This window comes from Streptomyces sp. NPDC047000 (assembly GCF_040644295.1).
Classification (GTDB): Bacteria; Actinomycetota; Actinomycetes; order Streptomycetales; family Streptomycetaceae; genus Streptomyces.
The window spans coordinates 24,908-48,177 of sequence record NZ_JBEYWE010000020.1 but is presented as its reverse complement, the minus strand read 5'-3'; the positions used below and the strand labels follow the sequence as shown (position 1 = coordinate 48,177).

23 protein-coding genes are annotated in these 23,270 nt (G+C 71.3%); 20 read left to right on the top strand and 3 right to left on the bottom strand.

What is annotated here, in order from left to right:
• The first annotated feature begins 29 nt into the window (after window positions 1–29).
• The 14 genes from ABZ862_RS26940 (at window position 30) to ABZ862_RS26875 (ending at window position 13,384) form a co-directional block, all read left to right on the top strand.
• Complete coding sequence (locus tag ABZ862_RS26940; protein WP_360963000.1) at window positions 30–677, top strand: L-threonylcarbamoyladenylate synthase; 648 nt, start codon at window positions 30–32, stop codon at window positions 675–677.
• Window positions 674–1,348, top strand: a complete 675-nt coding sequence (locus ABZ862_RS26935; protein ID WP_360962997.1) for a protein-tyrosine-phosphatase — start codon at window positions 674–676, stop codon at window positions 1,346–1,348. The genes ABZ862_RS26940 and ABZ862_RS26935 overlap by 4 nt, the downstream gene beginning before the upstream one ends.
• Before the next feature lie 407 nt (window positions 1,349–1,755).
• On the top strand, window positions 1,756–3,015 hold the full coding sequence (glyA, locus tag ABZ862_RS26930) for a serine hydroxymethyltransferase (protein WP_360962994.1): 1,260 nt from the start codon (window positions 1,756–1,758) through the stop codon (window positions 3,013–3,015).
• Between the two features lie 176 nt (window positions 3,016–3,191).
• Window positions 3,192–4,613, top strand: coding sequence for an MraY family glycosyltransferase (locus ABZ862_RS26925; protein ID WP_360962991.1), 1,422 nt, complete (start codon window positions 3,192–3,194; stop codon window positions 4,611–4,613).
• Between the two features lie 301 nt (window positions 4,614–4,914).
• Complete coding sequence (locus ABZ862_RS26920; protein ID WP_360962988.1) at window positions 4,915–5,352, top strand: hypothetical protein; 438 nt, start codon at window positions 4,915–4,917, stop codon at window positions 5,350–5,352.
• Between the two features lie 273 nt (window positions 5,353–5,625).
• On the top strand, window positions 5,626–6,396 hold the full coding sequence (gene atpB, locus ABZ862_RS26915; protein WP_360963251.1) for a F0F1 ATP synthase subunit A: 771 nt from the start codon (window positions 5,626–5,628) through the stop codon (window positions 6,394–6,396).
• 87 nt (window positions 6,397–6,483) lie between these two features.
• On the top strand, window positions 6,484–6,723 hold the full coding sequence (atpE, locus tag ABZ862_RS26910) for an ATP synthase F0 subunit C (protein ID WP_360962985.1): 240 nt from the start codon (window positions 6,484–6,486) through the stop codon (window positions 6,721–6,723).
• Between the two features lie 40 nt (window positions 6,724–6,763).
• Window positions 6,764–7,309 carry a F0F1 ATP synthase subunit B gene (locus tag ABZ862_RS26905; protein WP_360962982.1) on the top strand — a complete coding sequence of 182 codons (546 nt, stop codon included), beginning with the start codon at window positions 6,764–6,766 and terminating at the stop codon, window positions 7,307–7,309.
• Window positions 7,306–8,121 carry a F0F1 ATP synthase subunit delta gene (locus ABZ862_RS26900; RefSeq protein ID WP_360962979.1) on the top strand — a complete coding sequence of 272 codons (816 nt, stop codon included), beginning with the start codon at window positions 7,306–7,308 and terminating at the stop codon, window positions 8,119–8,121. The genes ABZ862_RS26905 and ABZ862_RS26900 overlap by 4 nt, the downstream gene beginning before the upstream one ends.
• Before the next feature lie 183 nt (window positions 8,122–8,304).
• On the top strand, window positions 8,305–9,894 hold the full coding sequence (gene atpA, locus ABZ862_RS26895; RefSeq protein WP_360962976.1) for a F0F1 ATP synthase subunit alpha: 1,590 nt from the start codon (window positions 8,305–8,307) through the stop codon (window positions 9,892–9,894).
• A 21-nt stretch (window positions 9,895–9,915) separates the two neighbouring features.
• Complete coding sequence (locus ABZ862_RS26890; RefSeq protein ID WP_360962974.1) at window positions 9,916–10,836, top strand: F0F1 ATP synthase subunit gamma; 921 nt, start codon at window positions 9,916–9,918, stop codon at window positions 10,834–10,836.
• On the top strand, window positions 10,833–12,269 hold the full coding sequence (gene atpD / locus ABZ862_RS26885) for a F0F1 ATP synthase subunit beta (RefSeq protein ID WP_360962971.1): 1,437 nt from the start codon (window positions 10,833–10,835) through the stop codon (window positions 12,267–12,269). The genes ABZ862_RS26890 and atpD overlap by 4 nt, the downstream gene beginning before the upstream one ends.
• 149 nt (window positions 12,270–12,418) lie before the next feature.
• On the top strand, window positions 12,419–12,793 hold the full coding sequence (locus ABZ862_RS26880) for a F0F1 ATP synthase subunit epsilon (protein ID WP_360962968.1): 375 nt from the start codon (window positions 12,419–12,421) through the stop codon (window positions 12,791–12,793).
• A 144-nt stretch (window positions 12,794–12,937) separates the two neighbouring features.
• Window positions 12,938–13,384: a DUF2550 domain-containing protein gene (locus tag ABZ862_RS26875; protein WP_360962965.1), complete on the top strand. Its 447-nt coding sequence runs from the start codon at window positions 12,938–12,940 to the stop codon at window positions 13,382–13,384.
• On the opposite strand, the gene ABZ862_RS26870 is transcribed toward ABZ862_RS26875, so the two are convergent.
• Both ABZ862_RS26870 and ABZ862_RS26865 read right to left on the bottom strand, forming a co-directional pair.
• Complete coding sequence (locus tag ABZ862_RS26870) at window positions 13,363–13,629, bottom strand: hypothetical protein (RefSeq protein WP_360962963.1); 267 nt, start codon at window positions 13,627–13,629, stop codon at window positions 13,363–13,365. The genes ABZ862_RS26875 and ABZ862_RS26870 overlap by 22 nt on opposite strands.
• Before the next feature lie 339 nt (window positions 13,630–13,968).
• A complete protein-coding gene (locus ABZ862_RS26865) occupies window positions 13,969–15,795 on the bottom strand; it encodes a glycoside hydrolase family 18 chitinase (protein WP_360962960.1) in 1,827 nt (608 codons plus the stop codon).
• Window positions 15,796–16,067: 272 nt separating this feature from the next.
• On the opposite strand from ABZ862_RS26865, the gene ABZ862_RS26860 reads away from it, so the two are divergent.
• The 4 genes from ABZ862_RS26860 to ABZ862_RS26845 are packed head-to-tail and all read left to right on the top strand — an operon-like array spanning window position 16,068 to window position 19,020.
• Window positions 16,068–16,766: a response regulator transcription factor gene (locus ABZ862_RS26860; RefSeq protein ID WP_360962957.1), complete on the top strand. Its 699-nt coding sequence runs from the start codon at window positions 16,068–16,070 to the stop codon at window positions 16,764–16,766.
• Between the two features lie 19 nt (window positions 16,767–16,785).
• A complete protein-coding gene (locus tag ABZ862_RS26855; RefSeq protein WP_360962955.1) occupies window positions 16,786–18,252 on the top strand; it encodes a HAMP domain-containing sensor histidine kinase in 1,467 nt (488 codons plus the stop codon).
• 52 nt (window positions 18,253–18,304) lie between these two features.
• Window positions 18,305–18,766: a hypothetical protein gene (locus tag ABZ862_RS26850; protein ID WP_360962952.1), complete on the top strand. Its 462-nt coding sequence runs from the start codon at window positions 18,305–18,307 to the stop codon at window positions 18,764–18,766.
• Entirely contained in the window at window positions 18,763–19,020 is a 258-nt protein-coding gene (locus ABZ862_RS26845) for a hypothetical protein (protein ID WP_360962949.1), read from the top strand. The genes ABZ862_RS26850 and ABZ862_RS26845 overlap by 4 nt, the downstream gene beginning before the upstream one ends.
• Window positions 19,021–19,045: 25 nt before the next feature.
• On the opposite strand, the gene ABZ862_RS26840 is transcribed toward ABZ862_RS26845, so the two are convergent.
• Window positions 19,046–19,618, bottom strand: coding sequence for a cob(I)yrinic acid a,c-diamide adenosyltransferase (locus ABZ862_RS26840; RefSeq protein WP_360962946.1), 573 nt, complete (start codon window positions 19,616–19,618; stop codon window positions 19,046–19,048).
• A gap of 343 nt (window positions 19,619–19,961) precedes the next feature.
• Between ABZ862_RS26840 and ABZ862_RS26835 the strand changes: the two genes are divergently transcribed.
• Together ABZ862_RS26835 and ABZ862_RS26830 are read left to right on the top strand one after the other, a co-directional pair.
• Window positions 19,962–20,285 (top strand): STAS domain-containing protein, encoded by a 324-nt coding sequence (locus ABZ862_RS26835; protein WP_360962943.1) that lies wholly within the window; start codon window positions 19,962–19,964, stop codon window positions 20,283–20,285.
• Between the two features lie 377 nt (window positions 20,286–20,662).
• Window positions 20,663–23,215 carry an ATP-binding protein gene (locus tag ABZ862_RS26830; RefSeq protein ID WP_360962940.1) on the top strand — a complete coding sequence of 851 codons (2,553 nt, stop codon included), beginning with the start codon at window positions 20,663–20,665 and terminating at the stop codon, window positions 23,213–23,215.
• Window positions 23,216–23,270: the final 55 nt, after the last annotated feature.

Here is a 23,270-nt window from a genome sequence, read left to right as displayed (position 1 = left end):
CAGTACGTGTACGAGGAGGCCCGCTAGACATGGCTCGGCGATACGACACCAATGACGTGACCGACCGCGCTACCGGTCTGCGTGAGGCAGCGTCCGCCGTCCGCCGCGGCGAGCTGGTGGTCCTGCCGACCGACACGGTCTACGGCATCGGTGCCGACGCGTTCTCCTCGGAAGCCGTGGCCGACCTCCTGGACGCCAAGGGGCGTGGCCGCAACATGCCCACCCCCGTCCTCATCGGCTCCCCGAACACCCTGCACGGCCTCGTCACCGACTTCTCCGAGCTCGCCTGGGAACTCGTCGACGCGTTCTGGCCGGGCGCGCTCACCCTCGTCGCCCGGCACCAGCCGTCCCTCCAGTGGGACCTGGGGGACACCCGGGGCACGGTCGCCGTCCGGATGCCGCTGCACCCCGTCGCCATCGAGCTGCTGACCGAGGTCGGCCCGATGGCCGTCTCCTCCGCCAACCTCACCGGTCACCCCTCGCCGGAGACCTGCGACGCCGCGCGCGACATGCTCGGCGACTCGGTCTCCGTCTACCTCGACGGCGGCCCCACGCCGGGCAACGTGCCCTCGTCGATCGTCGACGTCAGCCGTGAGGTGCCGGTGCTGCTGCGGGCCGGGGCCATCGGCGCGGAGGAGCTGCGGAAGGTGGTACCCGACCTCGAGGTGGCGAATTGACTGCCCCTGAGGGGCGTGGCATAGGCAACGGGGTGGAGATGGGACACCTGGTGACTCCGGGGATCCCCACCGACAGCTTCCGCATCCTCCACGTCAGCACCGGCAACGTGTGCCGCTCGCCGATCACGGAGCGGCTGACCCGGCATGCCGTCGCGGACCGGCTGGGGGACCCGCTGTGGGGCGGGCTGATCGTGGAGAGCGCGGGGACGTGGGGGCACGAGGGCGCGCCCATGGAGGCCAACGCGGAGACCGTGCTGGCGGACTTCGGGGCGGATGCCTCCGGCTTCGTGGGGCGGGAACTGCTCGACGAGCACGTGATCCGGGCGGATCTGGTGCTGACCGCTACGCGGGACCACCGGGCGCAGGTCATCTCGATGGGGCATTCGGCGGGGCTGCGGACTTTTACGCTCAAGGAGTTCACCCGGCTGGTCCGGGCCATCGACCCGGCGACGCTGCCTCCGCTGGAGGACGGGGTCGTCGCGCGGGCGCGGGCGCTGGTGCGGGCGGCTGCCGCCCTGCGGGGGTGGCTGCTGGCGCCCACGGCGGAGGCGGACGAGGTCCATGACCCCTACGGGGCGCCGCTGACGTTCTTCCGGTCCATCGGGGACGAGATAAACGAGGCGCTGGATCCTGTGGTGACGGCGCTGACCGGGGTTCCGGCCCGGATGTGATCCCGGGGGCGGTTGCGCTGCCGCGCCGGTTGCGGGGGTGACGGTGCGCGTCGGGCGGGCCGGCCGGGGAGGATCTCGCCCCCGCCGCCCCTACCCGTTCCCGTCCCCAGGGGCTCCGCCCCTGTGACCCCGGCGGGGCTGCGCCCCTGCGCCCCGGGACCCTCTGGCGGGGCTGTGCCCCTGTGACCCCGGCGGGGCTGCGCCCCTGCGCCCCGGGACCCCCTGCGGGGCTGCGCCCCGCGGCCCTGGTGCACTGCCGTGACCACACCCGGGACCCCACCCGTGACCTCTTCTGGGACCGCTCCCGTGACCCGGGCGGGGGTCGGTCCCGGGTGGCGGGCGGGGCAGGGGGGATGGGCCTACATTGGGGGTGGTTACGTCGTCGTCGACGTGGTGCGGAGAGTGTCATGGCGGTTGTGCGCGGCCTTGAGACGGATGTGCCGGGGCGGCAGGATCCCGAGATCGCCGGGCTGCTGGCCGCGGAGGCCGAGCGGCAGGAGGGCGCGCTCCAGCTGATCGCCGCCGAGAACTTCACCTCGCCCGCCGTCCTCGCCGCGCTCGGCTCGCCCCTCGCCAACAAGTACGCCGAGGGATACCCCGGCGCCCGGCACCACGGCGGGTGCGAGATCGTCGACGCCGTCGAGCGCGTCGCGATCGACCGGGCCAGGTCGCTCTTCGGCGCCGCCCACGCCAACGTGCAGCCCCACTCCGGCTCCTCCGCAGTCCTGGCGGCCTACGCCGCCCTGCTGCGCCCCGGAGACACCGTCCTCGCCCTCGGGCTGCCCCACGGCGGTCACCTCACCCACGGCTCGCCGTCCAACTTCTCCGGCCGCTGGTTCGACTTCGTCTCCTACGGCGTCGACGCGGAGAGCGGGCTCATCGACTACGAGCAGGTCCGCACCCTCGCCCGTACGCACCGGCCCAAGGCCGTGGTGTGCGGGTCCATCTCCTACCCCCGGCACATCGACTACGCGGCGTTCCGCGAGGTGGCCGACGAGGTGGGCGCCTCTCTCATCGCCGACGCCGCCCACCCCATCGGGCTCGTCGCCGGGGGAGCGGCGCCCAGCCCGGTGCCGTACGCCGACATCGTCTGCGCCACCACGCACAAGGTGCTGCGCGGGCCGCGCGGCGGGATGATCCTGTGCGGGGCGGAGCTGGCCGAGCGGGTCGACCGGGCCGTGTTCCCGTTCTCCCAGGGCGGCGCCCAGATGAACTCCGTCGCCGCCAAGGCCGTCGCGTTCGGCGAGGCCGCCGCCCCGGCGTTCGACGTCTACGCCCATCAGGTCGTCGACAACGCCCGGGTCCTCGCGCACGCCCTGGAGGAGGAGGGGTTCACGGTCACCACCGGGGGGACGGACACCCATCTGATCACCGTGGACCCCGGGCCGCTCGGAGCCGACGGACGGGCCGCCAAGACGCGGCTCGCCGCCGCCGGGATCGTGCTCGACTGCTGCGCGCTGCCCCACGGCGACGCCGGCGGCGACGCCCGCGGACTGCGGCTCGGCACCGCCGCCGTCACCACCCAGGGCATGGGGGAGAAGGAGATGGGGCGGATCGCCGAGTTCATGGCACGGGCGCTGCGGGCCGGCGTGACGGACACCGGCGGGGCGGACCTGCGGGAGCGGGTACGGGAACTCACCGCAGGGTTCCCGCCATATCCCCGGTGACGGTTCGTGCCACGATGTCCACGACACTTCCGGCCGAAACGGGGTGGTCGCCGGAGTGGAGAGAGCCGTGCACAGCCACACGTGCAACCATCCTCGCTACCCGGAAGTCCTCACCCGTATGCATCCCTCGCTAGGGTGTGTGGCTGAGATGGCCAGCGAGACCTGTGGGGAAGCCCGTGCGTGAATATCTCCTGACGCTCTGCATCACGGCCGCGGTGACGTATCTGCTGACCGGGCCGGTGCGGAAGTTCGCGATCGTGGCCGGGGCCATGCCGGAGATCCGGGCACGTGACGTGCACCGGGAGCCCACTCCGCGCCTCGGCGGCATCGCCATGTTCTTCGGACTGTGCGCCGGGCTGCTCACCGCCGACCACCTGAACAACCTCAACGACGTGTTCGCGAAGTCGAACGAGCCGCGCGCCCTGCTCTCCGGCGCCGCGCTGATCTGGCTGATCGGTGTCCTGGACGACAAGTTCGAGATCGACGCGCTGATCAAGCTGGGCGGCCAGATGATCGCCGCCGGCGTCATGGTCATGCAGGGTCTGACGATCCTGTGGCTGCCCATCCCCGGTGTCGGCAACGTGGCGCTCACCCAGTGGCAGGGCACGCTGCTGACGGTGGGCCTGGTCCTCGTCACCATCAACGCGGTGAACTTCGTCGACGGTCTCGACGGTCTCGCGGCCGGCATGGTGTGCATCGCGGCGGCGGCGTTCTTCCTGTACGCCTACCGGATCTGGTACTCGTACGGCATCGAGGCCGCCGCCCCCGGCACCCTCTTCGCGGTGATCCTGATGGGCATGTGCCTCGGCTTCCTGCCGCACAACATGCACCCGGCCCGGATCTTCATGGGCGACTCCGGTTCCATGCTCATCGGCCTGGTGCTCGCGGCGGGCGCCATCTCGATCACCGGGCAGGTCGACCCCGACGCGCTCTCGCTGTTCGCGGGGTCCGAGCAGGCGGCCGTGCACCAGACGGTGCCCGTGTACATCCCGCTGCTGCTGCCGCTCACCATCATCGCGGTGCCCACCGCCGACCTGGTGCTGGCGATCGTCCGCCGGACCTGGCGCGGCCAGTCGCCGTTCGCCGCCGACCGCGGCCATCTGCACCACCGGCTCCTGCAGATCGGCCACTCGCACAGCCGGGCCGTGATGATCATGTACTTCTGGTCGGCCCTGATCGCGTTCGGCGCCCTCGGCTACTCCGTCAACTCCGCGTCGATGTGGATCGTCCTCGGGGTGGTGTTCCTCAGCGCCGTCGGCCTGCTCCTGCTCCTGCTGCCGCGCTTCACGCCGCGTGCCCCGCGCTGGGCCGAGGCCTTCGTGCCGCCGCGCTACCGCCGCCGGTCGCTGGTCGCCGCACAGCACGACGTGACGGAGGACGCAGCGGACGGTGCCCAGGAGAACGGGCAGGAAAACGCACAGGAAAGCGGGCAGCCGGACGCCCCGGAGCCGGAATGTCAAACGGACCCCCAGGACTGTGCTCCGGTCGGTGCCGGGGTGTCCGCGGGGGCCGGAGCGAACCGCGTGAACGGTGCCACCGCCCTCCGGGGACGCACAGCACGTTTCACCGGCGGGCGCAAGACCGGGTCGTCCCGCTGAAGGTCCCAAGGTAAGAATCTGACTAAAGCGTTGCCAATTCGTGGGAGTGCAGAGCGGGTTAATACCAGACATAAAGACCCGGATTCTGCACAGACGCGCGCTGTCATACTCATGTGTGACAGCGCGCACACCTACCAGGTAAAGACCTCATCAAATAGTTTGTGATACCGTTCACTAAACCCCGGATAGAGCCGAAGGGCCCTAGCGCGACGGTCTATTGGCGTGAGGGATCGCTCCTCCGACCGGGTCTACGCTCGTCCATGACGACACCCTGCCCCCCCTTGAAAGCGGAGTTGCCGCCATGCCGTCCCATGACGTCCGGAGTCTCCTGCCGATCGCGGTCCCGACCGCGGCCGTCGGCGCCATCGCTGTCGCTGTCAGCGGCGCGGTGGCCGGCGGTGAAGGCGCGACCGGTGCGGCCGTGGGACTGGTGCTGACGCTGCTCTTCATGGGACTGGGTATCGTCGTCCTCCAGTGGACGGCGAAGGCTCTTCCCCAGCTTTTCCAGGCCATGGGCCTGATGCTCTACGTCGCCCAGCTCCTGTTGCTCATGATCTTCGTGGCCGTCTTCAAGCACACGTCGCTCTTCAACCCCAGGGCGTTCGCGCTGTCGCTCGTCATCTGCACCGTGGTGTGGATGGGGGCACAGGCCCGCGCGCACCTCAAGTCCAAGATCTTCTACATCGATCCGGACACGGTGAACAGCGGCGGGGCTGCCGGGACCGGGTCGAGGTCGTGAGTGGTAGGGGCGGGATAAAGACGTGGGAGACCTCCTGCTATCGTCCGGTGCCAACTGCGGCATCGAGGGCGCGGGCATCCGAGCTGACGCCTGTTCCGTCGCGAGGCTCGAGGCCCCCCAGCCGCTCCCCCATCCGTAACACCAGTCCGGTGCCGATCCGCGGCTGCGCGCCGCGCCGACACAACGAGGTTGCCGTACCCATGCGTCACGCCGAAGGAGCCCGCGGTGAGTGCTGACCAGACCCAGCTCGCCTTTGACTGGAGTTGCCGGATCATGTCCGACAACGGGTGCGGCTTCCCGGCTCCGGGCCTGCACTCGTTCCTGTTCGCCCCCCTGGCCACCGTCGGGGGCTTCGAGTTCAACAAGGTGATGCTGCTCGCGCTCGTCACCACCGTGCTCGTCATCGCCTTCTTCTACGCGGCGTTCGGCAAGGCCAAGGTCGTGCCGGGCAAGCTCCAGATGATCGGCGAGGCCGGCTACGACTTCGTACGCCGCGGCATCGTCTACGAGACGCTCGGCAAGCGCGAGGGCGAGAAGTTCGTCCCGCTGATGGTCTCGCTGTTCTTCTTCGTCTGGATCATGAACGTGTGGTCCGTGATCCCGCTGGCCCAGTTCCCGGTCTCGTCGATCATCGCCTACCCGGCGGTGCTGGCCGCGATCGTCTACGTGACCTGGGTGGTCCTGACGTTCAAGAAGCACGGCTTCACCGGCGGCGTGAAGAACCTCACCGGTTTCGACAAGTCCCTCGGCGCGGTGCTGCCGCTGGTCGTCGTGATCGAGTTCTTCTCGAACCTGATCGTCCGCCCCTTCACGCACGCCGTGCGACTCTTCGCGAACATGTTCGCCGGTCACCTGCTGCTCGTGATGTTCACCGTCGCCAGCTGGTACCTGCTGAACAGCTACATGATCCCGGCGGCGGGCGTCTCGTTCATCATGACCATCGTCATGATCCTCTTCGAGCTCTTCGTCCAGGCCATCCAGGCGTACGTGTTCGTACTGCTGGCCTGCTCCTACGTCCAGGGCGCGCTGGCCGAGCACCACTGAGCCGCCCCGGACCCCCCGTCCGCACCCACCCACCATTCGTCCGGTGGCCAACCCCCACCGGTTCGTAACAGAGAAGGAAGAAACGGCATGTCCGCTGCCATCGAGCTCGCCGCCGGCGTCTCCGGTTCCCTCGGTTCCATCGGTTACGGCCTCGCCGCGATCGGCCCCGGCATCGGTATCGGCATCATCTTCGGTAACGGCACCCAGGCCCTCGCCCGCCAGCCCGAGGCGGCCGGCCTGATCCGCGCCAACCAGATCCTCGGCTTCGCCTTCTGTGAGGCCCTCGCCCTCATCGGCATCGTTATGCCGTTCGTGTTCGGTAAGTAATTCCCTTCTTACCCAGCACGTATCCACGAAAGGCACTGATGTGATCGCCAACCTGGTTCAGTTGGCGGCCGAGGAGGAGAACCCCCTCGTCCCGCCGGGGCCCGAGCTGCTCGTCGGCACCATCGCCTTCGCCATCGTGTTCTTCTTCTTCTGGAAGAAGCTCCTCCCGACCATCAACAAGGTCCTGGAAGAGCGCCGCGCGGCGATCGAAGGCGGTATCGAAGAAGCCGAGACCATGAAGGTCGAGGCACAGAGCGTCCTCGAGCAGTACAAGGCCCAGCTCGCCGAGGCCCGGCACGAGGCCGCGCGACTGCGCCAGGAGGCGCAGGAGCAGGGTGCCGCCCTCATCGCCGAGATGCGGGCCGAGGGCCAGCGGCAGCGCGAGGAGATCGTCGCCGCCGGTCACGCCCAGATCACGGCCGACCGCAAGGCCGCCTCGTCGGCCCTGCGCCAGGACGTCGGCAAGCTCGCCACCGACCTGGCCGGCAAGCTCGTCGGCGAGTCCCTCGAGGACCACGCCCGCCAGAGCCGTGTCATCGACCGCTTCCTCGACGAGCTCGAGGAGAAGGCCGAGGCCGCGCGATGAACGGAGCGAGCCGCGAGGCCCTGGCAGCCGCACGCGAGCGTCTCGACGCGCTCACGGACTCCCGGTCCGTGGACGCCGTCCGGCTCGCCGACGAGCTGGCGGCCGTCACCGCGCTGCTCGACCGAGAGGTGTCGCTGCGTCGGGTCCTCACCGACCCGGCGCAGGCCGGCGAGGCCAAGGCGACGCTCGTCCGGGGCCTGCTGTCGGCCCAGATCGGCGACGCCACCACCGACCTGCTGTCCGGCATGGTGCGCTCCCGCTGGTCGCAGCCCCGCGACCTGGTGGACGCCCTCGAGCAGCTGGCCGACACCGCCGACCTCACCGCCGCCCAGCGCCGCGGCACGCTCGACAACGTCGAGGACGAACTGTTCCGCTTCAGCCGGATCATCTCCTCGAACACCGGGCTGCGCGCCGCGCTGACCGACCACACGGCCACCGCCGCCGCCAAGACGGAGCTGCTGCGCCGCCTGCTCGGCGGGCGTGCCGACGCCGTCACCGAGCGTCTGGTCACGCGCCTGGTCACCGCGCCGCGGGGACGTAGCCTTGAGGCGGGACTCGAGTCCCTGTCCGGGTTCGCCGCGCAGCGCCGGGGCCGGATGGTCGCCGTCGTCACCTCGGCGGTCCCGCTGAGCGACCGGCAGAAGCAGCGCCTGGGCGACGCCCTGGCGAAGCTCTACGGCCGCACCATGCACCTCAACCTCGACGTCGACCCCGAGGTCGTCGGCGGGATGCGGGTGCAGGTGGGCGACGAGGTCATCAACGGCTCCGTCGCCGACCGGCTCGACACCGCGGCCCGCCGCATGGCGGGCTGACCGTTCCGAGGCGCCGGCCCGGCGGCAGCCGGGCACCGGCCCGCCGGCGCGGTCGACCCACAACAGCACTACGAACTCATTACGGCCCTGGTTGGGCCGTGCAGAGGATTCACCTCGAATTGGGGGGAGTCCCCAACCCCCCAAGTGAAACTTCGGGCCCAACAAGGAGAGCAGGGAACCCAGATGGCGGAGCTCACGATCCGGCCGGAGGAGATCCGGGACGCGCTGGAGAACTTCGTCCAGTCGTACCAGCCGGACGCGGCCTCGCGCGAGGAGGTCGGTACGGTCACCGTTGCCGGCGACGGCATCGCGAAGGTCGAGGGACTTCCCTCGGCCATGGCCAACGAGCTGCTGAAGTTCGAGGACGGCACCCTCGGCCTCGCCCTCAACCTCGAGGAGCGCGAGATCGGTGCCATCGTCCTCGGTGAGTTCAGCGGCATCGAGGAGGGACAGCCGGTCACCCGTACCGGTGAGGTGCTCTCCGTGGCGGTGGGCGAGGGCTACCTCGGCCGCGTCGTCGACCCGCTCGGCGCCCCGATCGACGGCCTCGGCGAGATCGAGACGTCCGGCCGCCGTGCCCTGGAACTGCAGGCCCCCACGGTCATGCAGCGCAAGTCGGTGCACGAGCCGATGGAGACCGGCTACAAGGCCGTCGACGCGATGACCCCGATCGGCCGCGGCCAGCGCCAGCTGATCATCGGCGACCGCCAGACCGGCAAGACCGCCCTGGCCGTCGACACGATCATCAACCAGCGCGACAACTGGCGCACCGGCGACCCGAACAAGCAGGTCCGCTGCATCTACGTCGCCATCGGACAGAAGGGCTCGACGATCGCCTCCGTGCGCGGCGCCCTCGAGGCGGCCGGCGCCCTGGAGTACACGACCATCGTCGCCGCCCCGGCGTCCGACCCGGCCGGCTTCAAGTACCTGGCGCCGTACACCGGTTCGGCCATCGGCCAGCAGTGGATGTACGAGGGCAAGCACGTCCTGATCATCTTCGACGACCTGTCGAAGCAGGCCGACGCCTACCGCGCCGTGTCGCTGCTGCTGCGCCGCCCGCCGGGCCGCGAGGCCTACCCCGGCGACGTCTTCTACCTGCACTCCCGCCTGCTGGAGCGCTGCGCGAAGCTCTCCGACGAGCTGGGCGCGGGCTCGATGACCGGTCTGCCGATCGTCGAGACGAAGGCCAACGACGTCTCGGCGTTCATCCCGACCAACGTCATCTCCATCACCGACGGCCAGTGCTTCCTGGAGTCGGACCTCTTCAACGCCGGTCAGCGCCCCGCGCTGAACGTCGGTATCTCGGTCTCCCGCGTCGGTGGTTCCGCCCAGCACAAGGCGATCCGCCAGGTCTCCGGCCGGCTCCGCGTGGACCTCGCCCAGTTCCGTGAGCTGGAGGCGTTCGCCGCCTTCGGTTCCGACCTGGACACCGCGTCGAAGAACCAGCTGGACCGCGGTCAGCGGATGGTCGAGCTGCTCAAGCAGCCGCAGTACCAGCCGATGGCCACCGAGGACCAGGTCATCTCCATCTGGGCCGGCACCACCGGCAAGATGGACGACGTCCCGGTGAACGACATCCGCCGCTTCGAGAAGGAGCTCCTCGAGTACCTGCACCGCAAGGAGCAGGGACTTCTCACCTCCATCAAGGAGGGCGGCAAGATGTCGGACGACACCCTCACCGCCATCGCCGACGCGATCGCCGAGTTCAAGAAGCAGTTCGAGACCTCGGACGGCAAGCTGCTCGGCGAGGACGCGCCCGCCGCCGCCAAGTGACGTAAGGAAGGGACCTGACTCATGGGAGCCCAGCTCCGGGTCTACAAGCGTCGCATCCGATCCGTCACCGCGACCAAGAAGATCACCAAGGCGATGGAGATGATCGCCGCCTCGCGCGTCGTCAAGGCGCAGCGCAAGGTGGCGGCCTCCACGCCGTACGCGACCGAGCTCACCCGCGCGGTCACGGCGGTGGGTACCGGATCGACCACCAAGCACCCGCTGACCACCGAGGCGGAGTCGGCGAGCCGCTGCGCGGTGCTGCTCCTCACGAGCGACCGCGGACTGGCCGGCGCCTTCAACTCCAACGCCATCAAGGCGGCGGAGCACCTGACCGCCCGTCTCGAGGCCGAGGGCAAGGAGGTCGACACGTACATCGTCGGCCGCCGCGGTCTGGCCCACTACAACTTCCGCGAGCGCACGGTCGTGGAATCGTGGTCGGGCTTCACCGACGAGCCCGCCTACGCGGACGCCAAGCAGGTCGCGGGTCCGTTGATCGAGGCCATCGAGAAGGAGACGGCGGACGGCGGCGTGGACGAACTCCACATCGTCTACACCGAGTTCGTCTCGATGATGACGCAGACGGCGACCGACAGGCGCCTGCTGCCGCTGCGCCTCGACGAGGTCGCGGAGGAGTCGTCCGCCAAGGACGAGATCCTTCCGCTGTACGACTTCGAGCCGTCGGCGGAGGAAGTCCTCGACGCCCTCCTGCCGCGGTACGTCGAGAGCCGGATCTACAACGCGCTGCTCCAGTCGGCCGCCTCCAAGCACGCGGCCACCCGCCGCGCGATGAAGTCGGCGACCGACAACGCGGGAGACCTGATCAACACGCTCTCCCGACTTGCCAACGCGGCCCGCCAGGCCGAAATCACCCAGGAAATCAGCGAGATCGTCGGTGGCGCCAGCGCCCTGGCCGACGCGACCGCGGGGAGTGACCGCTCATGACCACCACTGTGGAGACCGCGACGGCCACGGGCCGCGTCGCCCGGGTCATCGGCCCGGTCGTCGACGTGGAGTTCCCCGTCGACGCGATGCCGGAGATCTACAACGCCCTGCACGTCGAGGTCGCCGACCCGGCGAACGAGGGCCAGCGGAAGACGCTGACCCTGGAGGTCGCCCAGCACCTGGGCGACGGCGTGGTCCGCACCATCTCGATGCAGCCCACCGATGGCCTGGTCCGCCAGGCCGCGGTGACCGACACGGGGTCGGGCATCAGCGTCCCGGTCGGCGACTACACCAAGGGCAAGGTGTTCAACACCCTCGGTGAGGTGCTGAACTCCGAAGAGGCCTACGAGGGCGAGCGGTGGACCATCCACCGCACGGCCCCGGCGTTCGACCAGCTCGAGTCGAAGACCGAGATGTTCGAGACCGGCCTGAAGGTGGTCGACCTGCTCACCCCGTACGTCAGGGGCGGCAAGATCGGTCTGTTCGGTGGTGCCGGCGTCGGCAAGACCGTGCTGATCCAGGAAATGATCATGCGTGTCGCCAACCTCCACGAGGGCGTCTCCGTCTTCGCGGGCGTCGGTGAGCGCACCCGTGAGGGCAACGACCTCATCGCGGAGATGGAAGAGTCCGGCGTCCTCGACAAGACCGCGCTGGTGTTCGGCCAGATGGACGAGCCGCCGGGCACCCGGCTGCGCGTCGCCCTGGCCGGTCTGACCATGGCGGAGTACTTCCGCGATGTGCAGAAGCAGGACGTGCTGTTCTTCATCGACAACATCTTCCGCTTCACCCAGGCCGGCTCCGAGGTCTCCACCCTGCTCGGCCGTATGCCGTCCGCGGTGGGCTACCAGCCGAACCTGGCCGACGAGATGGGCCTCCTCCAGGAGCGCATCACCTCGACGCGCGGTCACTCGATCACCTCGATGCAGGCGATCTACGTCCCCGCGGACGACCTGACCGACCCGGCCCCGGCCACCACCTTCGCCCACCTCGACGCGACGACGGTGCTCTCCCGTCCGATCTCGGAGAAGGGCATCTACCCGGCCGTGGACCCGCTGGACTCCACGTCCCGCATCCTGGACCCGCGGTACATCGCGCAGGACCACTACGACGCCGCCATGCGCGTCAAGACGATCCTGCAGAAGAACAAGGACCTCCAGGACATCATCGCGATCCTCGGTATCGACGAGCTCGGCGAGGAGGACAAGCTCGTCGTCCACCGTGCCCGTCGCGTGGAGCGCTTCCTGTCCCAGAACACCCACGCCGCCAAGCAGTTCACCGGTGTGGACGGTTCGGACGTGCCGCTCGACGAGTCGATCGCCGCGTTCAACGCGATCTGCGACGGCGAGTACGACCACTTCCCCGAGCAGGCGTTCTTCATGTGCGGCGGTCTCGAGGACCTGAAGAACAAGGCGAAGGAGCTGGGCGTCTCCTGACCCCCGCGCTCCGACCGGGAAGGGCCCGGACAGCTCCCGTCCCGGGGCGGCACCGTTCGCCCCGGGGTGTGTCCGGCCCCTCCCGTCACGCCCGATAGAATCGACCCACACCCGGCACTACCGCCGGGTGATGACCCGAGGAGCCTTCCTTGGCTGCTGAGCTGCACGTCGAGCTGGTCGCCGCCGACCGCCAGGTCTGGTCCGGCGAGGCCACCCTGGTCGTCGCGCGCACCACCTCCGGCGACATCGGCGTCATGCCCGGTCACCAGCCGCTGCTCGGTGTGCTGGAGTCGGGCCCGGTGACCATCCGGACGAGTGATGGTGGAACGGTCGTCGCCGCGGTGCACGGCGGTTTCATCTCGTTCGCCGACAACAAGCTCTCGCTGCTGGCCGAGATCGCCGAGCTCTCCGAGGAGATCGACGTCCAGCGCGCGGAGCGGGCCCTGGAACGCGCGCAACGCGCGGCGGACGCCCTGGCGGAACGCCGCGCGGAGGTCCGCCTGCGGGCGGTGACCACGCGCTGAACCAGCGCTGCGAGCGATGACGTACCTCAGCCGCGGTCGGCACCGGAGCAATCCGGAGCCGGCCGCGGCTGAGGCGAATCCGGATGATTTTTCCGTTACGTTACCTGTTTGTTCGGTACCTAGGAGACGAGGAGGTCGGTGTCGATGGTCCTCGCTCTGACTGTGTGCGGAATCGTCGTGGCCCTGGTGGCCGTGGGGCTGTTCGTCTTCGGCCTGCGCCGCAGACTGATCCAGCGCTCCGGCGGCACCTTCGACTGCTCGCTGCGCTGGGACGTGCCGGAGAAACCCGACCCCAGCGGCAAGGGCTGGAGCTACGGCGTCGCCCGCTACAGCGGTGACAGCGTCGAGTGGTACCGCGTGTTCTCCTACGCCCCCCGGCCGCGCCGGGCGCTGGAGCGCTCGTCCATCGAGGTGGCCGGCCGCCGGGTCCCCGACGGCGAGGAAGAGCTCGCGCTGCTCTCGGACGCGGTGATCCTGGTCTGTCTGCACCGCGGCACGCGCCTCGAACTCGCGATGAGCGACGACGCCCTGACCGGCTTCCTCGCCTGGCTGGAGGCGGCCCCTCCCGGTCAGCGCGTGAACGTGGCCTGAGACGGCAGCACGGGGCACACCGGGCGGGGCCCGTCGTCGAGACCGGCGCCGGCCCGGCCGACCACCACGGTGCGCTGCTCGGGGCTCAGCGACACGGTGACCGTGACGGTGACCGGGCAGGTGGCCAGCAGGGTGGCCAGGGCGGCACCGGTGACGGTGCCGAGGGCCGCGAGCGCGCGGCGTTCGGTGGTGCTGTACCGGTGGGAGCTGCTGGGCCTGTCGGCCCGGTTGGTGCGGCGTTTCATTTTTCTTCCCCCGCGTGCGCTGTCGCGTCGCTGTGTCACTGCTTCGTCGTGCCGCAGTGTGGTGGTCCCGTGGTGGGGCGGTGTCGTGGTGGTCGTGGTGGTCGTGTCGTAGTCCGATGCACTCTGTCTCTTACAGAGTGTTCCGGTTTCCAGGGTCACTCTTCACCCGCCGACCTTCCCGCCGCTGGTACCGATCGGCCCCGTACCGCGCACGCCGGGGGCGTGCGCGGCGCACGGAAAAGCCCGCCGCGGGCGGACCGTGGGGGTCCGCCCGCGACGGGGTGGGGGGTTGGGTGAGGTGCGGTTCGAGTGACCGGTGGTGCCCCTGGGGGCTCCGGTCTAGCCGAGGCCGCTGCTGACCGCGCTCACCAGTTCACCGTTGCTGGTGTCACCGCTGAAGTCCCAGAAGAACGCGCCGCCGAGGCCCTGGTTCTTGGCCCAGGTCATCTTTCCGGCGATCGTGCTCGGGGTGTCGTAGGACCACCAGTTGGTGCCGCAGTGGGCGTACGCGGTGCCCGCGACGGTGCCGGTGACCGGGCAGGACGTCTTGAGGACCTTGTAGTCCTCGATGCCCTGCTCGTAGGTACCGGGCGCCGGGCCGGTGGCGGTGCCGCCGGGAGCGTCCTGGGTGACTCCGGTCCAGCCGCGGCCGTAGAAGCCGATGCCGATCAGCAGCTTGCTCGCGGGCACCCCGATCGCCTTGTACTTGGCGATCGCGTCGGCCGTGTCGAACCCGGCCTTCGGGATGCCGCTGTACGAGGTGAGCGGGGAGTGCGGGGCGGTCGGGCCCTGGGCGTCGAAGGCGCCGAAGAAGTCGTACGACATCACGTTGAACCAGTTCACGGACGACGCGGCGCCCGCGTAGTCGGCGGCCTCGATCTTGCCGCCGGCGGAACCGTCCGCGGTGACCGCGCCGGTGACCAGGGCGGCGGAGCCGAACTTGGACCGCAGCGCGGCCATCAGGTTCTTGTAGGCCGCGGCACCGCTGGTGTCACAGCTCAGACCGCAGGCGTTCGGGTACTCCCAGTCGATGTCGATGCCGTCGAACACATCGGCCCAGCGCGGGTCCTCGACCAGGTTGTAGCAGGACTGCGCGAACGCGGCCGGGTTGGCCGCCGCCTGGGCGAAGCCGCCGGACCAGGTCCAGCCGCCGAAGGACCACAGCACCTTGATGTTCGGGTACTTGGCCTTCAGCTCGCGCAGCTGGTTGAAGTTGCCGCGCAGCGGCTGGTCCCAGGTGTCGGCGACGCCGCTGACCGACTGGTCCGCGGTGAACGCCTTGTCGTAGTCGGCGTAGGAGTCGCCGATCGCGCACTGGCCGTTGGTCACGTTGCCGAAGGCGTAGTTGATGTGCGTGATCTTGGCGGCCGAGCCGGACGTCACCAGGTTCTTGACGTTGTAGTTGCGGCCGTAGATGCCCCACTCGGTGAAGTAACCGAGTTTGACCTTGTCACCGGTGGTCGGGGGAGTGGTCCCGCCGCCGGTGGTGTGCACGGCGACCGAGCCGCTCGCGGGACCCGTCTGGTCGGCGGTGTCCCGCGCCTGGACGGTGTACGAGTAGTCGGTACCGGCGGTCAGACCGGAGTCCGTGTACGAGGTGTCGGTCACCGTGGCGACCTTCGAACCGTCGCGCAGGACGTCGTAGTTCTTGACGCCCTTGTCGTCGGTGGCCGCGCTCCAGCTGAGCTTCACCGAGGTGTCGGTGATGCCGGAGGCGGTCGGGGTGCCCGGCGCGGACGGCGCGCTGTCACCGGGAACCGTGGTGCCGCCGTCGCAGCTGCCGCCGTTCAGGGCGCAGTTGCTCGGCGAGCCGGAGCCGGTGCCGTTGAAGCCGAACGACACCGAGGCACCGGCGGCGATCGAGCCGTTGTAGGACTTGTTCTTGGCGGTCCAGTGGGTACCGGAACTGGTCACGTCCGCGTCCCACGCGGAGGTGACCGAGGTGCCGGACGGGTAGTCCCACTCGATCGTCCAGGAACTGATCGCGCTGGAGCCGGTGTTCGTGACGGTCCACTTGCCCTCGAAGCCGGTGCCCCAGTCCTGGGTCTTGGCGAAGGTGGCGGTCGCGGTGGACGCGGCCTGAGCGGGGCTCGCCAGTCCTACCAGACCGGCGAGCGGAAGCAGCAGGGTCGCGAAACCCGCCACAGCTCTGTGTCTGAAGCGCACAAGCGCCTCCTTGGTATGGGGGGAGGGGGCGTGACTGAGCCTTCACACCCTCAGTGTCGAGAGGATAGGAAGGTCTGGACCATTGGTCAATAGGTCTGGACCACTCGTCCCGTAGGTCGGCTTGATCCTCAACTTCCTTTCGGATATGGGGTATTGATCGGGCGCGCCGACGGCGCCCCTGCCGCGCCCGCCCGTACCCGCTCGCACCTCGCGTTCCGTCGCGGACCACGTCGTACCCTGACCGCACCGTGAGGCACCGTGAGGAGGCGTGCATGACCGAACCCGGACCGTCCGGCGCCGTGCTCGTCGTGGACGACGACCCGGCCATCCGGCGCTCCCTGGAGCGCGGGCTCAGGCTGAGCGGCTTCGCGGTGCGCACCGCCGCCGACGGCACCGAGGCCCTCGCCGTGATCGCCGCCACGGAACCGGACGTCGTCGTGCTCGACGTGTCGATGCCCGGCCTCAGCGGCACCGAGGTGTGCGCCCGGCTGCGCGCCGAGGGCCGGGACCTCCCGGTGCTGATGCTCTCCGCGCTCGACGAGACGGCCGACCGCATCGCCGGGCTCCAGGCGGGCGGTGACGACTATCTCGTGAAGCCGTTCGCCCTCCAGGAACTCGTTCTCAGACTGCGGGCGTTGCTGCGCCGCAGACCGCCGTCGGGCGGCCGTGAGGTGCTGCGGGTGGCAGGCCTGGAGATCGACCCCGCGGCCCGCACCGCGCGACGCGACGGCCGGCGCCTCGAACTGACCCGCCGTGAGTTCGAACTCCTCGAGGTCCTCGCCCGCAACGCCGGGCTGGTCCTCACCCGCGACCAACTCCTCGACCGGGTCTGGGGATACGACTTCGACGTGCGCACCGACACCGTCGACACCTTTGTCAGCTACCTGCGCCGCAAACTGGAGGCCGGCGGCGCCGCCCGCCTCGTGCACACCGTACGGGGCGTGGGTTTCGTCCTGCGGGAGAACCCGTGAGCGCGGGGAGGAGGAAGCCGTGAGACTGTCCACCCGGATCGGCCTCGCCGTCGGCTGCGCCGTCCCCGTCCTGGTGCTGGCCTCCGGCTGGCTGCTGCTGCGCCTGGTCGCACACGATCTGCACGGCGCCGAGGACGACCATCTGCGCGAGCGCGCCGCCGCAGTCCTGCCCGATGCCGGACTGCTGCTGCGGGCCACCGCCAACGACCGGCCCAAGGTCGCCGACACCCGCGAGCGGCGGCTCTACAGCGCCGCCCTGGATGTCGGAGTACGGGTCGTGGGGCCCGGCGGTGCCGACTTCCGCGGCGGCCCCCAGCCCGGCCTCTCGGTGGTCCTCCCCGCGTCCGCCGCGACCCCCGTCACCGTCCGTGCCGCGGGCCGCAGCTGGCGGACGCTGTCCCTGCCGGTGCGGGACAGCCGGGCGTCCGGCACCGTATGGGTGTTCGCCCCCGACACCGCGGACAACACCCAGCTCCGTCTCGTCCGGCGCCGGGTGCTGTCCATGGCGCTGCTGGCCGCGCCGCTGTCCGGGCTGCTCGCCTGGTCCGCGGCCACCGGCGCGGCCCGCCCGCTGCGCCGCCTCACCCGCCGTACCGCGGGACTCGACCCGCGCACCACCGCCCGGCGCCCCGGCCCCGAACCCACGGGCGTCACCGAGGTCGACGAACTGGCCGCCACCGTCAGGACGGTGCTCGCCCGCTACGACGAACAGGCCGCCCGCGCCGCCGAGGCCCTCGGCACCGCCCGCTCGTTCTCCTCCGCGGCCGCGCACGAACTGCGCACCCCGCTGATGAGCATGGGCACCAACCTCGACATCCTCACCGGCCACCCCGGCCTGCCCGACCCGGACCGCACCGAGGTCCTCACCGACCTGCACCGCGAACACGCCCGGCTGCTGGGCCTGCTGGTCATGCTGCGCGAACTCGGGCGCGGCGACCTCGTCGAGGCGGACGCCTTCCGCACGGTCGACGTGACCGAGGCGGCCGACGCGGCCGTCGCCGACGCCCGCCGCCGCGTGCCGGACGCCCGCATCATCCTGCGTGCCGCCCCCGGCCTCACCGTGCACGGCTGGGAGCCCGGACTGCGGCTGCTGCTCGACAACCTGCTCGGCAACGCCCTCACGCACGGCGGCGACGCGCAGGGCCGGGCGGACGTCACCGTGGGGGTGCGCGGTGTGGGTGACCAGGTCGTGGTGACCGTCGACGACCGCGGGCCCGGGGTGCCCGCGGAGGCCCGCGACCGGATCTTCGAGCGCTTCCACCGCGGACCCGGCAGCGCGGGCTCCGGCCTCGGGCTGACCCTGGTGGCCCAGCAGGCCGCGCTGCACCGGGGGAGCGTCACCGTGGCCGGCGGGCCGGGAGGCACCGGCGCACGCTTCGAGGTGCGGCTGCCGTCCGGCGGCGGGAGCCTGCCCGCGCGGCGGGACTGGCTGATCGGCACAGCCGGGGCAAACCGGTCACAGAGTTTCCCCAAAGAGCCTTCCTAGGCTGCGTCCCGCCGGACGGACATGGGGGCCGTCCGCGGAAACGGAGACAGAGATGTTCGAACGACGAAGGGCTCGCGTCCTGCTCGTGGGGCTCGCCGCGACGGTCGTGCTGACCGGCACGGCGGGCGCCGCACAGGCCGCCGGAAGCGCCTCGGCCGCCGGGACCACCCCGTCGGCCGCACCCGCCACCGCACCGGCCGCCACCGCACCCGCCGCCGCTCCGACGGGCGACGGCGCCGAGGCGCTCTGCAAGCGGGTGCCGAAGATCGACCGGCGCATCGACCGCGCCCTCGCACGCCTCGGCGGCGACTCCGCCACCCGGGGCTCGGTCGCCCGGCTGCAACTGCGCGTGGACAACGCCGAGAAGGCCGGCCACGACGAGATCGCCACCTACCTCAAGCACCGGCTGGAGTTCCGCAAGACCCTGCCGGGCATGCTGAAGCAGCGTCAGAAGGACCTCGGCGAGGTCCGCACCTGGTGCCGGGACAACGGCTACACGGCGGGCACGAAGTGACGCGCCGGTCCCGGCCGGTCCTGGCGGTCGCGGCGGCCCTCGCGACCGCCGTGGTGCTGCTCACCGCGGGCTGCGCAGGGCACGGCCACAGCGGCACGGCGGCCCCGCAGAAGTCCGCCCCGAACTCCGCGCAGAACGCCGCCCGGGAGTCGGCCGTGCCGTCGGGCTACGCGGAGATGCGGAAGAAGGCCGACGCCGCCGAGTCCGCCGCCGCGGCAGTCGACTCCGACGCGGCGGGCGACGCCGGCAAGTGAGGGTGCCGGGAGGGCGGCACCCGGCTCAGCGCTCCCCTCCCGGTACCCACAGCACGTCCCCGGTCGCCTTGTTGGCCGTCCGCGCCAGGATGAACAGCAGATCGGACAGCCGGTTGAGATAGGTCGCGGTGAGCGGGTTCATCGTCTCGCCGTGCACCTCCAGGGCGGCCCAGGTGGAGCGTTCGGCGCGGCGGACGACCGTGCAGGCCTGGTGCAGCAGCGCCGCGCCCGGGGTGCCGCCGGGCAGGATGAAGGAACGCAGCTTCTCCAGGCGCTCGTTGAAACGGTCGCAGTCCGCCTCCAGGCGGTCGACGTAGAACTGCTCCACCCTCAGCGGCGGGAACTTCGGCTCCGCCACCACCGGTGTGGACAGATCCGCGCCCACGTCGAACAGGTCGTTCTGGACCCGGGTGAGCACCTCCGTGACCTCCGCCTCCAGACCGCCCAGCGCGATCGCGGTGCCGATGACCGCGTTCGCCTCGTTGGCGTCGGCGTACGCCGTGATGCGCGGATCGGTCTTGGCGACGCGGCTCATGTCCCCGAGGGCCGTGGTGCCCTGGTCGCCGGTCCTGGTGTAGATACGCGTCAGATTGACCATGCGGCCAATCTAGACCGACCGCCCGTGTGCCGGACGTGACAGGCGTCTCACGCCCTGAGACGTGAAACGCGTTACTTGGCGGTCACAGAGTGCGTTCCCGGGCGCTAGTGTCCGGTGAAGGGCGCATTTGAGCACGGCATGCGCCACACTGCTCACCCCTGCGGGTGAAATCGGTACCGGTTCGCTTACGAGCGGCAACCGCTGTGCCGCTGAAGCAGTCAGACGTTGCACAGCCTGCGTCACGGAGTTCGCGGAGAACGGCACCGCGTCCCCCGTCGCGCACGCCGCGCGCAGTACCGCGCACAGCACCGCGTCCACCACACGGCACTCACGGGGAGCGCATATGTACATCAGGGGCGACCACGCAGAACTGGTCGTCGGGGGCCGCCTCGACGTACGCAGCGCGGCGGACGCCCGTACGGCCCTGCACTCGGCCGTCGACGACGGGGCCGGTGATCTGGTGCTCGACCTGTCCGGACTGGACTCCTGGGACGCCACCGGACTCGGGGTGATCATGGGCGTCCACCGGAGGGCCGGCCGCTGCGGCCGGCGCCTGGTGCTGCGCAGTGTGCCGCCGCAGATGCAGCGTCTGCTGGTGGCCACCCGGCTGCACCGGATCCTCACCGTCGAGGGAGGCCTCGCGGCGGAGTCCCTGCCGCGGGTGTGATCCTCGTCGCCGTCGGGCCGCGGCCGGCCGTACGGGGCCGGTGCGGTGAGGGTGCGGCAGGGTGACGGACCGGCCATATGGCCGGAGTTGTCCCCTCGGTTTTGCCGGAGATGTCCGGGTGGTCCGCCGGAGGACGGACGAGCGGGGCGAGCCGGGCGTTCCGGGTGAAGCGCATCTGACGTGCAATTCTCATGAGAACGTGATGTCCCGGGCAGCGCGGTACCCGGACTGTCGGAGATACTTACCAAAGGTTTAGGGTGCGGACGCCCGCCGCTGTACGTACCCTCGCGCGGGCCCGGACCAGAAGCGACAGCGCGGTGTGCGGCAAGGCCGGGAGGGGCTTCAGAGCACAGCGACGCTTTTGGGGGCTAGGACCTATGGACCCGAACAACGCGGGACCCGAAGCGTACGGCGACGGGGGCGACGGCGACGCACTCGCGGCCGGCCGGCGGACGCCCCGGGAATCCCTCACCACGGACTTCGGCGCGAGCGCACCGGCCCTCGCGCGGACCGCGCGGCTCGTCACGGGCGAGTACCTGCTGACGGTCAATCCGGTCGACGGCAGCGAGATCGAGGTGTGCCCGCCCGCCCAGCGCCCCGCCCGCCCCGAGAAGCGCACCCCTGACGAGCGTGCCGAGACCGAACGCGCCGCCCGGCCTCCCGTGCCACCCGGTCCCCTCCAGGCCGCCCTGCCCCTGCTGGAGCGTCAGGAGGACCGCGAGCAACTGGTCCGGCTGCTCGCCCGGGGCCGCTCCGTACGGCTGGTCGGCGCACCCGGCTCGGGCCGCACCCGGCTCCTCGACCTCGTCGCCGAGGACTGCGCGGACCTCGCCCCCCAGGGCGTCGTCCGCCTCAGCGGCTTCCGCCGCACCACGGACGACGTGCTCCACGACCTCTTCCACGCCGTCCACCGCGCCCCCCTGTACCGCCCCGAGCGGGACGAACTGCTGGAGCTGGTCCGGGAGATCGGCGCGGTCGTCGTCCTCGACGACGCCGCCTTCGGCGGCGCCCAGCTGGAGGAGCTGCTCGACGCGACGCCCGAGTGCGCCTTCCTGATCGCGACCACCCCGGAGGCCCCCGCCCCGGCCGCCGACTCGGACGTCGCGGACGTCGTCCTCACCGGCCTCGACCGCGCCGCGAGCGTCCGCCTCCTGGAGGCCGCCGCCGGACGCTCCCTCACCGAGGAGGAGGAGCACTGGGCCGGTGACCTCTGGTTCGAGTCCGAGGGCCTGCCGCTGCGCTTCGTCCAGGCCGGTGCCCTGCTGCGGCAGCGCGACCGGCTGCGGGCCAGCACGCACGCCGTCGAGGAGTTCGGCGTCTTCCAGGACGTGCCCCCGGCCGACGTCCCCGCCGAGGCTCCGGACGGCGCCGTGGACGACGGCGAGCAGATACCGCTGCCGTCCGTCGGCGAGGCGGCCGGACCGGCCGCGCTGCTGGCGTCCCGGCTCGGCCTCTCCGCCCGCGCCGCCCTGCGCTTCGCCGTCGCCCTCGGCGGCGAGCTGCCCCACCAGGCGCATCTGCCCGCCCTGGTCGGTGACACCCACGCCGACGCCGCGCTCGGCGAACTCGCGGGCTGCGGCCTGGTCACCGCGGTCGGCTCCCGCTACCGGCTCACCACCGGAGCGGTCGCCCAGCTGGCCGCCGCCGGATACGCCGACGACCTCGGCGCCGGTGCCCGCACCGCCGCCGAGCACTACACCTGGTGGGCCGGGCATCCGTCGGTCACCCCGGAACGGGTGTGCGCCGAGGCCGACGCGGTGCTGGCGGCCCTGGCCGTACTGGTGCCGCCGGCCGCCCCGGAGCCCGCCGGCCCGTTCGACACCGGCGCCCCCTTCGAGACCGCCGAGCCCCCGGCCCCGGCCGCCGAGATCGACGAGGCCCAGGCGGCCCTCGCCCTGCGGCTGGCCCGCACCGCCGCCCCCGCCTTCGCCGCGGGCCTGGACTGGAACGCCTGGGAACAGACGCTGCGCGCCGGGGCCGAGGCCGCCCGGCTCACCGACGCGGTCTCCGATCAGGCGTACTTCCGCCACGAACTGGGCGTCCTCGCCCTCTGCCTCGGCGAGATGGACCGCGCCCGCGCCGAACTGGAGGCGTCCATCCGCCTGCACGCCGCGCTCGCCGAGAAGCGCGGCACCGTCGCGGGCCGCCGCGCACTGGCCCTGGTCGCGGACCGCACCGGCACGGCGCTGGGACTGGCCGCGCTGATCGGCGAGGAGTTCGACGACGGGTACGGCGACGAGCGGGCGCTGCCGCCGGGTGCCGTGCGCGCGGCCCTCCCGCCCGGGTCGAACGACGCCACGGCGACGCTGATCGCCTACGACGCCACGAAGCCGCCCGCCGGCGGGGGCGTACGCAGGCCCGTCCGGCGCAACCTGGTCGCGGCCGGGTCCGGCGCGGTGCTCGTCGCGCTGCTGGGGACGGTGGTGACGCTCGGCATGACGTCCCACGACAGCGCCGACAACCCCTCCGACCAGGTCGGCGTCAACCCGTCCATCAGCGTGGGCCTGGACGACGGCGACCTCGGCGCGGTCACGCCCAAGAAGGCCGGCAAGGGCGACACGGGGAAAGCCACCAGCAGGCCCACCGACCCCGGTCCGGACGGCACCTACGGCACCTCGGACGACCCGACGCCCCCGGCGGTGGTCCCGGCGCCGGACCCCACGGGGACGCGCCGCTCGGGCGCGGCCAGTCGTACGCCGTCGAGCCCCTCGAAGACGACGAAGCCGTCCAGCCCGAAGCCGTCGCCGTCCAAGCCGTCGCCCTCGACGTCCAGGTCGACGCCGCCCTCGACGGGACCGACGCCGAGCGAGAGCGGCTCCGCCAGCCCGTCCACGTCGGCCTCCGCCAGCGGCCCCACGTCCAGTGCTCCGGCGGTGACGACGAGTTCGGCCGTCACCCCGTCCGACTCGACGTCGCCCCCACTGATCTGACAGCACGTCACCCGCCCCCGGGGCCGCGGAGGTGCGGCCCCGGGAGCGGGCGGGA

Coding starts and splice junctions, on each gene's coding strand:
- atpE (WP_360962985.1), top strand. CDS start 6,484: ATGTCCGCTGCCATCGAGCTCGCCGCCGGCGTCTCCGGTTCCCTCGGT.
- ABZ862_RS26870 (WP_360962963.1), bottom strand. CDS start 13,629: ATGAAACGCCGCACCAACCGGGCCGACAGGCCCAGCAGCTCCCACCGG.
- ABZ862_RS26850 (WP_360962952.1), top strand. CDS start 18,305: ATGTTCGAACGACGAAGGGCTCGCGTCCTGCTCGTGGGGCTCGCCGCG.
- atpA (WP_360962976.1), top strand. CDS start 8,305: ATGGCGGAGCTCACGATCCGGCCGGAGGAGATCCGGGACGCGCTGGAG.
- ABZ862_RS26890 (WP_360962974.1), top strand. CDS start 9,916: ATGGGAGCCCAGCTCCGGGTCTACAAGCGTCGCATCCGATCCGTCACC.
- ABZ862_RS26940 (WP_360963000.1), top strand. CDS start 30: ATGGCTCGGCGATACGACACCAATGACGTGACCGACCGCGCTACCGGT.
- atpB (WP_360963251.1), top strand. CDS start 5,626: ATGTCCGACAACGGGTGCGGCTTCCCGGCTCCGGGCCTGCACTCGTTC.
- ABZ862_RS26900 (WP_360962979.1), top strand. CDS start 7,306: ATGAACGGAGCGAGCCGCGAGGCCCTGGCAGCCGCACGCGAGCGTCTC.
- glyA (WP_360962994.1), top strand. CDS start 1,756: ATGGCGGTTGTGCGCGGCCTTGAGACGGATGTGCCGGGGCGGCAGGAT.
- ABZ862_RS26860 (WP_360962957.1), top strand. CDS start 16,068: ATGACCGAACCCGGACCGTCCGGCGCCGTGCTCGTCGTGGACGACGAC.
- ABZ862_RS26875 (WP_360962965.1), top strand. CDS start 12,938: ATGGTCCTCGCTCTGACTGTGTGCGGAATCGTCGTGGCCCTGGTGGCC.
- ABZ862_RS26840 (WP_360962946.1), bottom strand. CDS start 19,618: ATGGTCAATCTGACGCGTATCTACACCAGGACCGGCGACCAGGGCACC.
- ABZ862_RS26920 (WP_360962988.1), top strand. CDS start 4,915: ATGCCGTCCCATGACGTCCGGAGTCTCCTGCCGATCGCGGTCCCGACC.
- ABZ862_RS26835 (WP_360962943.1), top strand. CDS start 19,962: ATGTACATCAGGGGCGACCACGCAGAACTGGTCGTCGGGGGCCGCCTC.
- atpD (WP_360962971.1), top strand. CDS start 10,833: ATGACCACCACTGTGGAGACCGCGACGGCCACGGGCCGCGTCGCCCGG.
- ABZ862_RS26830 (WP_360962940.1), top strand. CDS start 20,663: ATGGACCCGAACAACGCGGGACCCGAAGCGTACGGCGACGGGGGCGAC.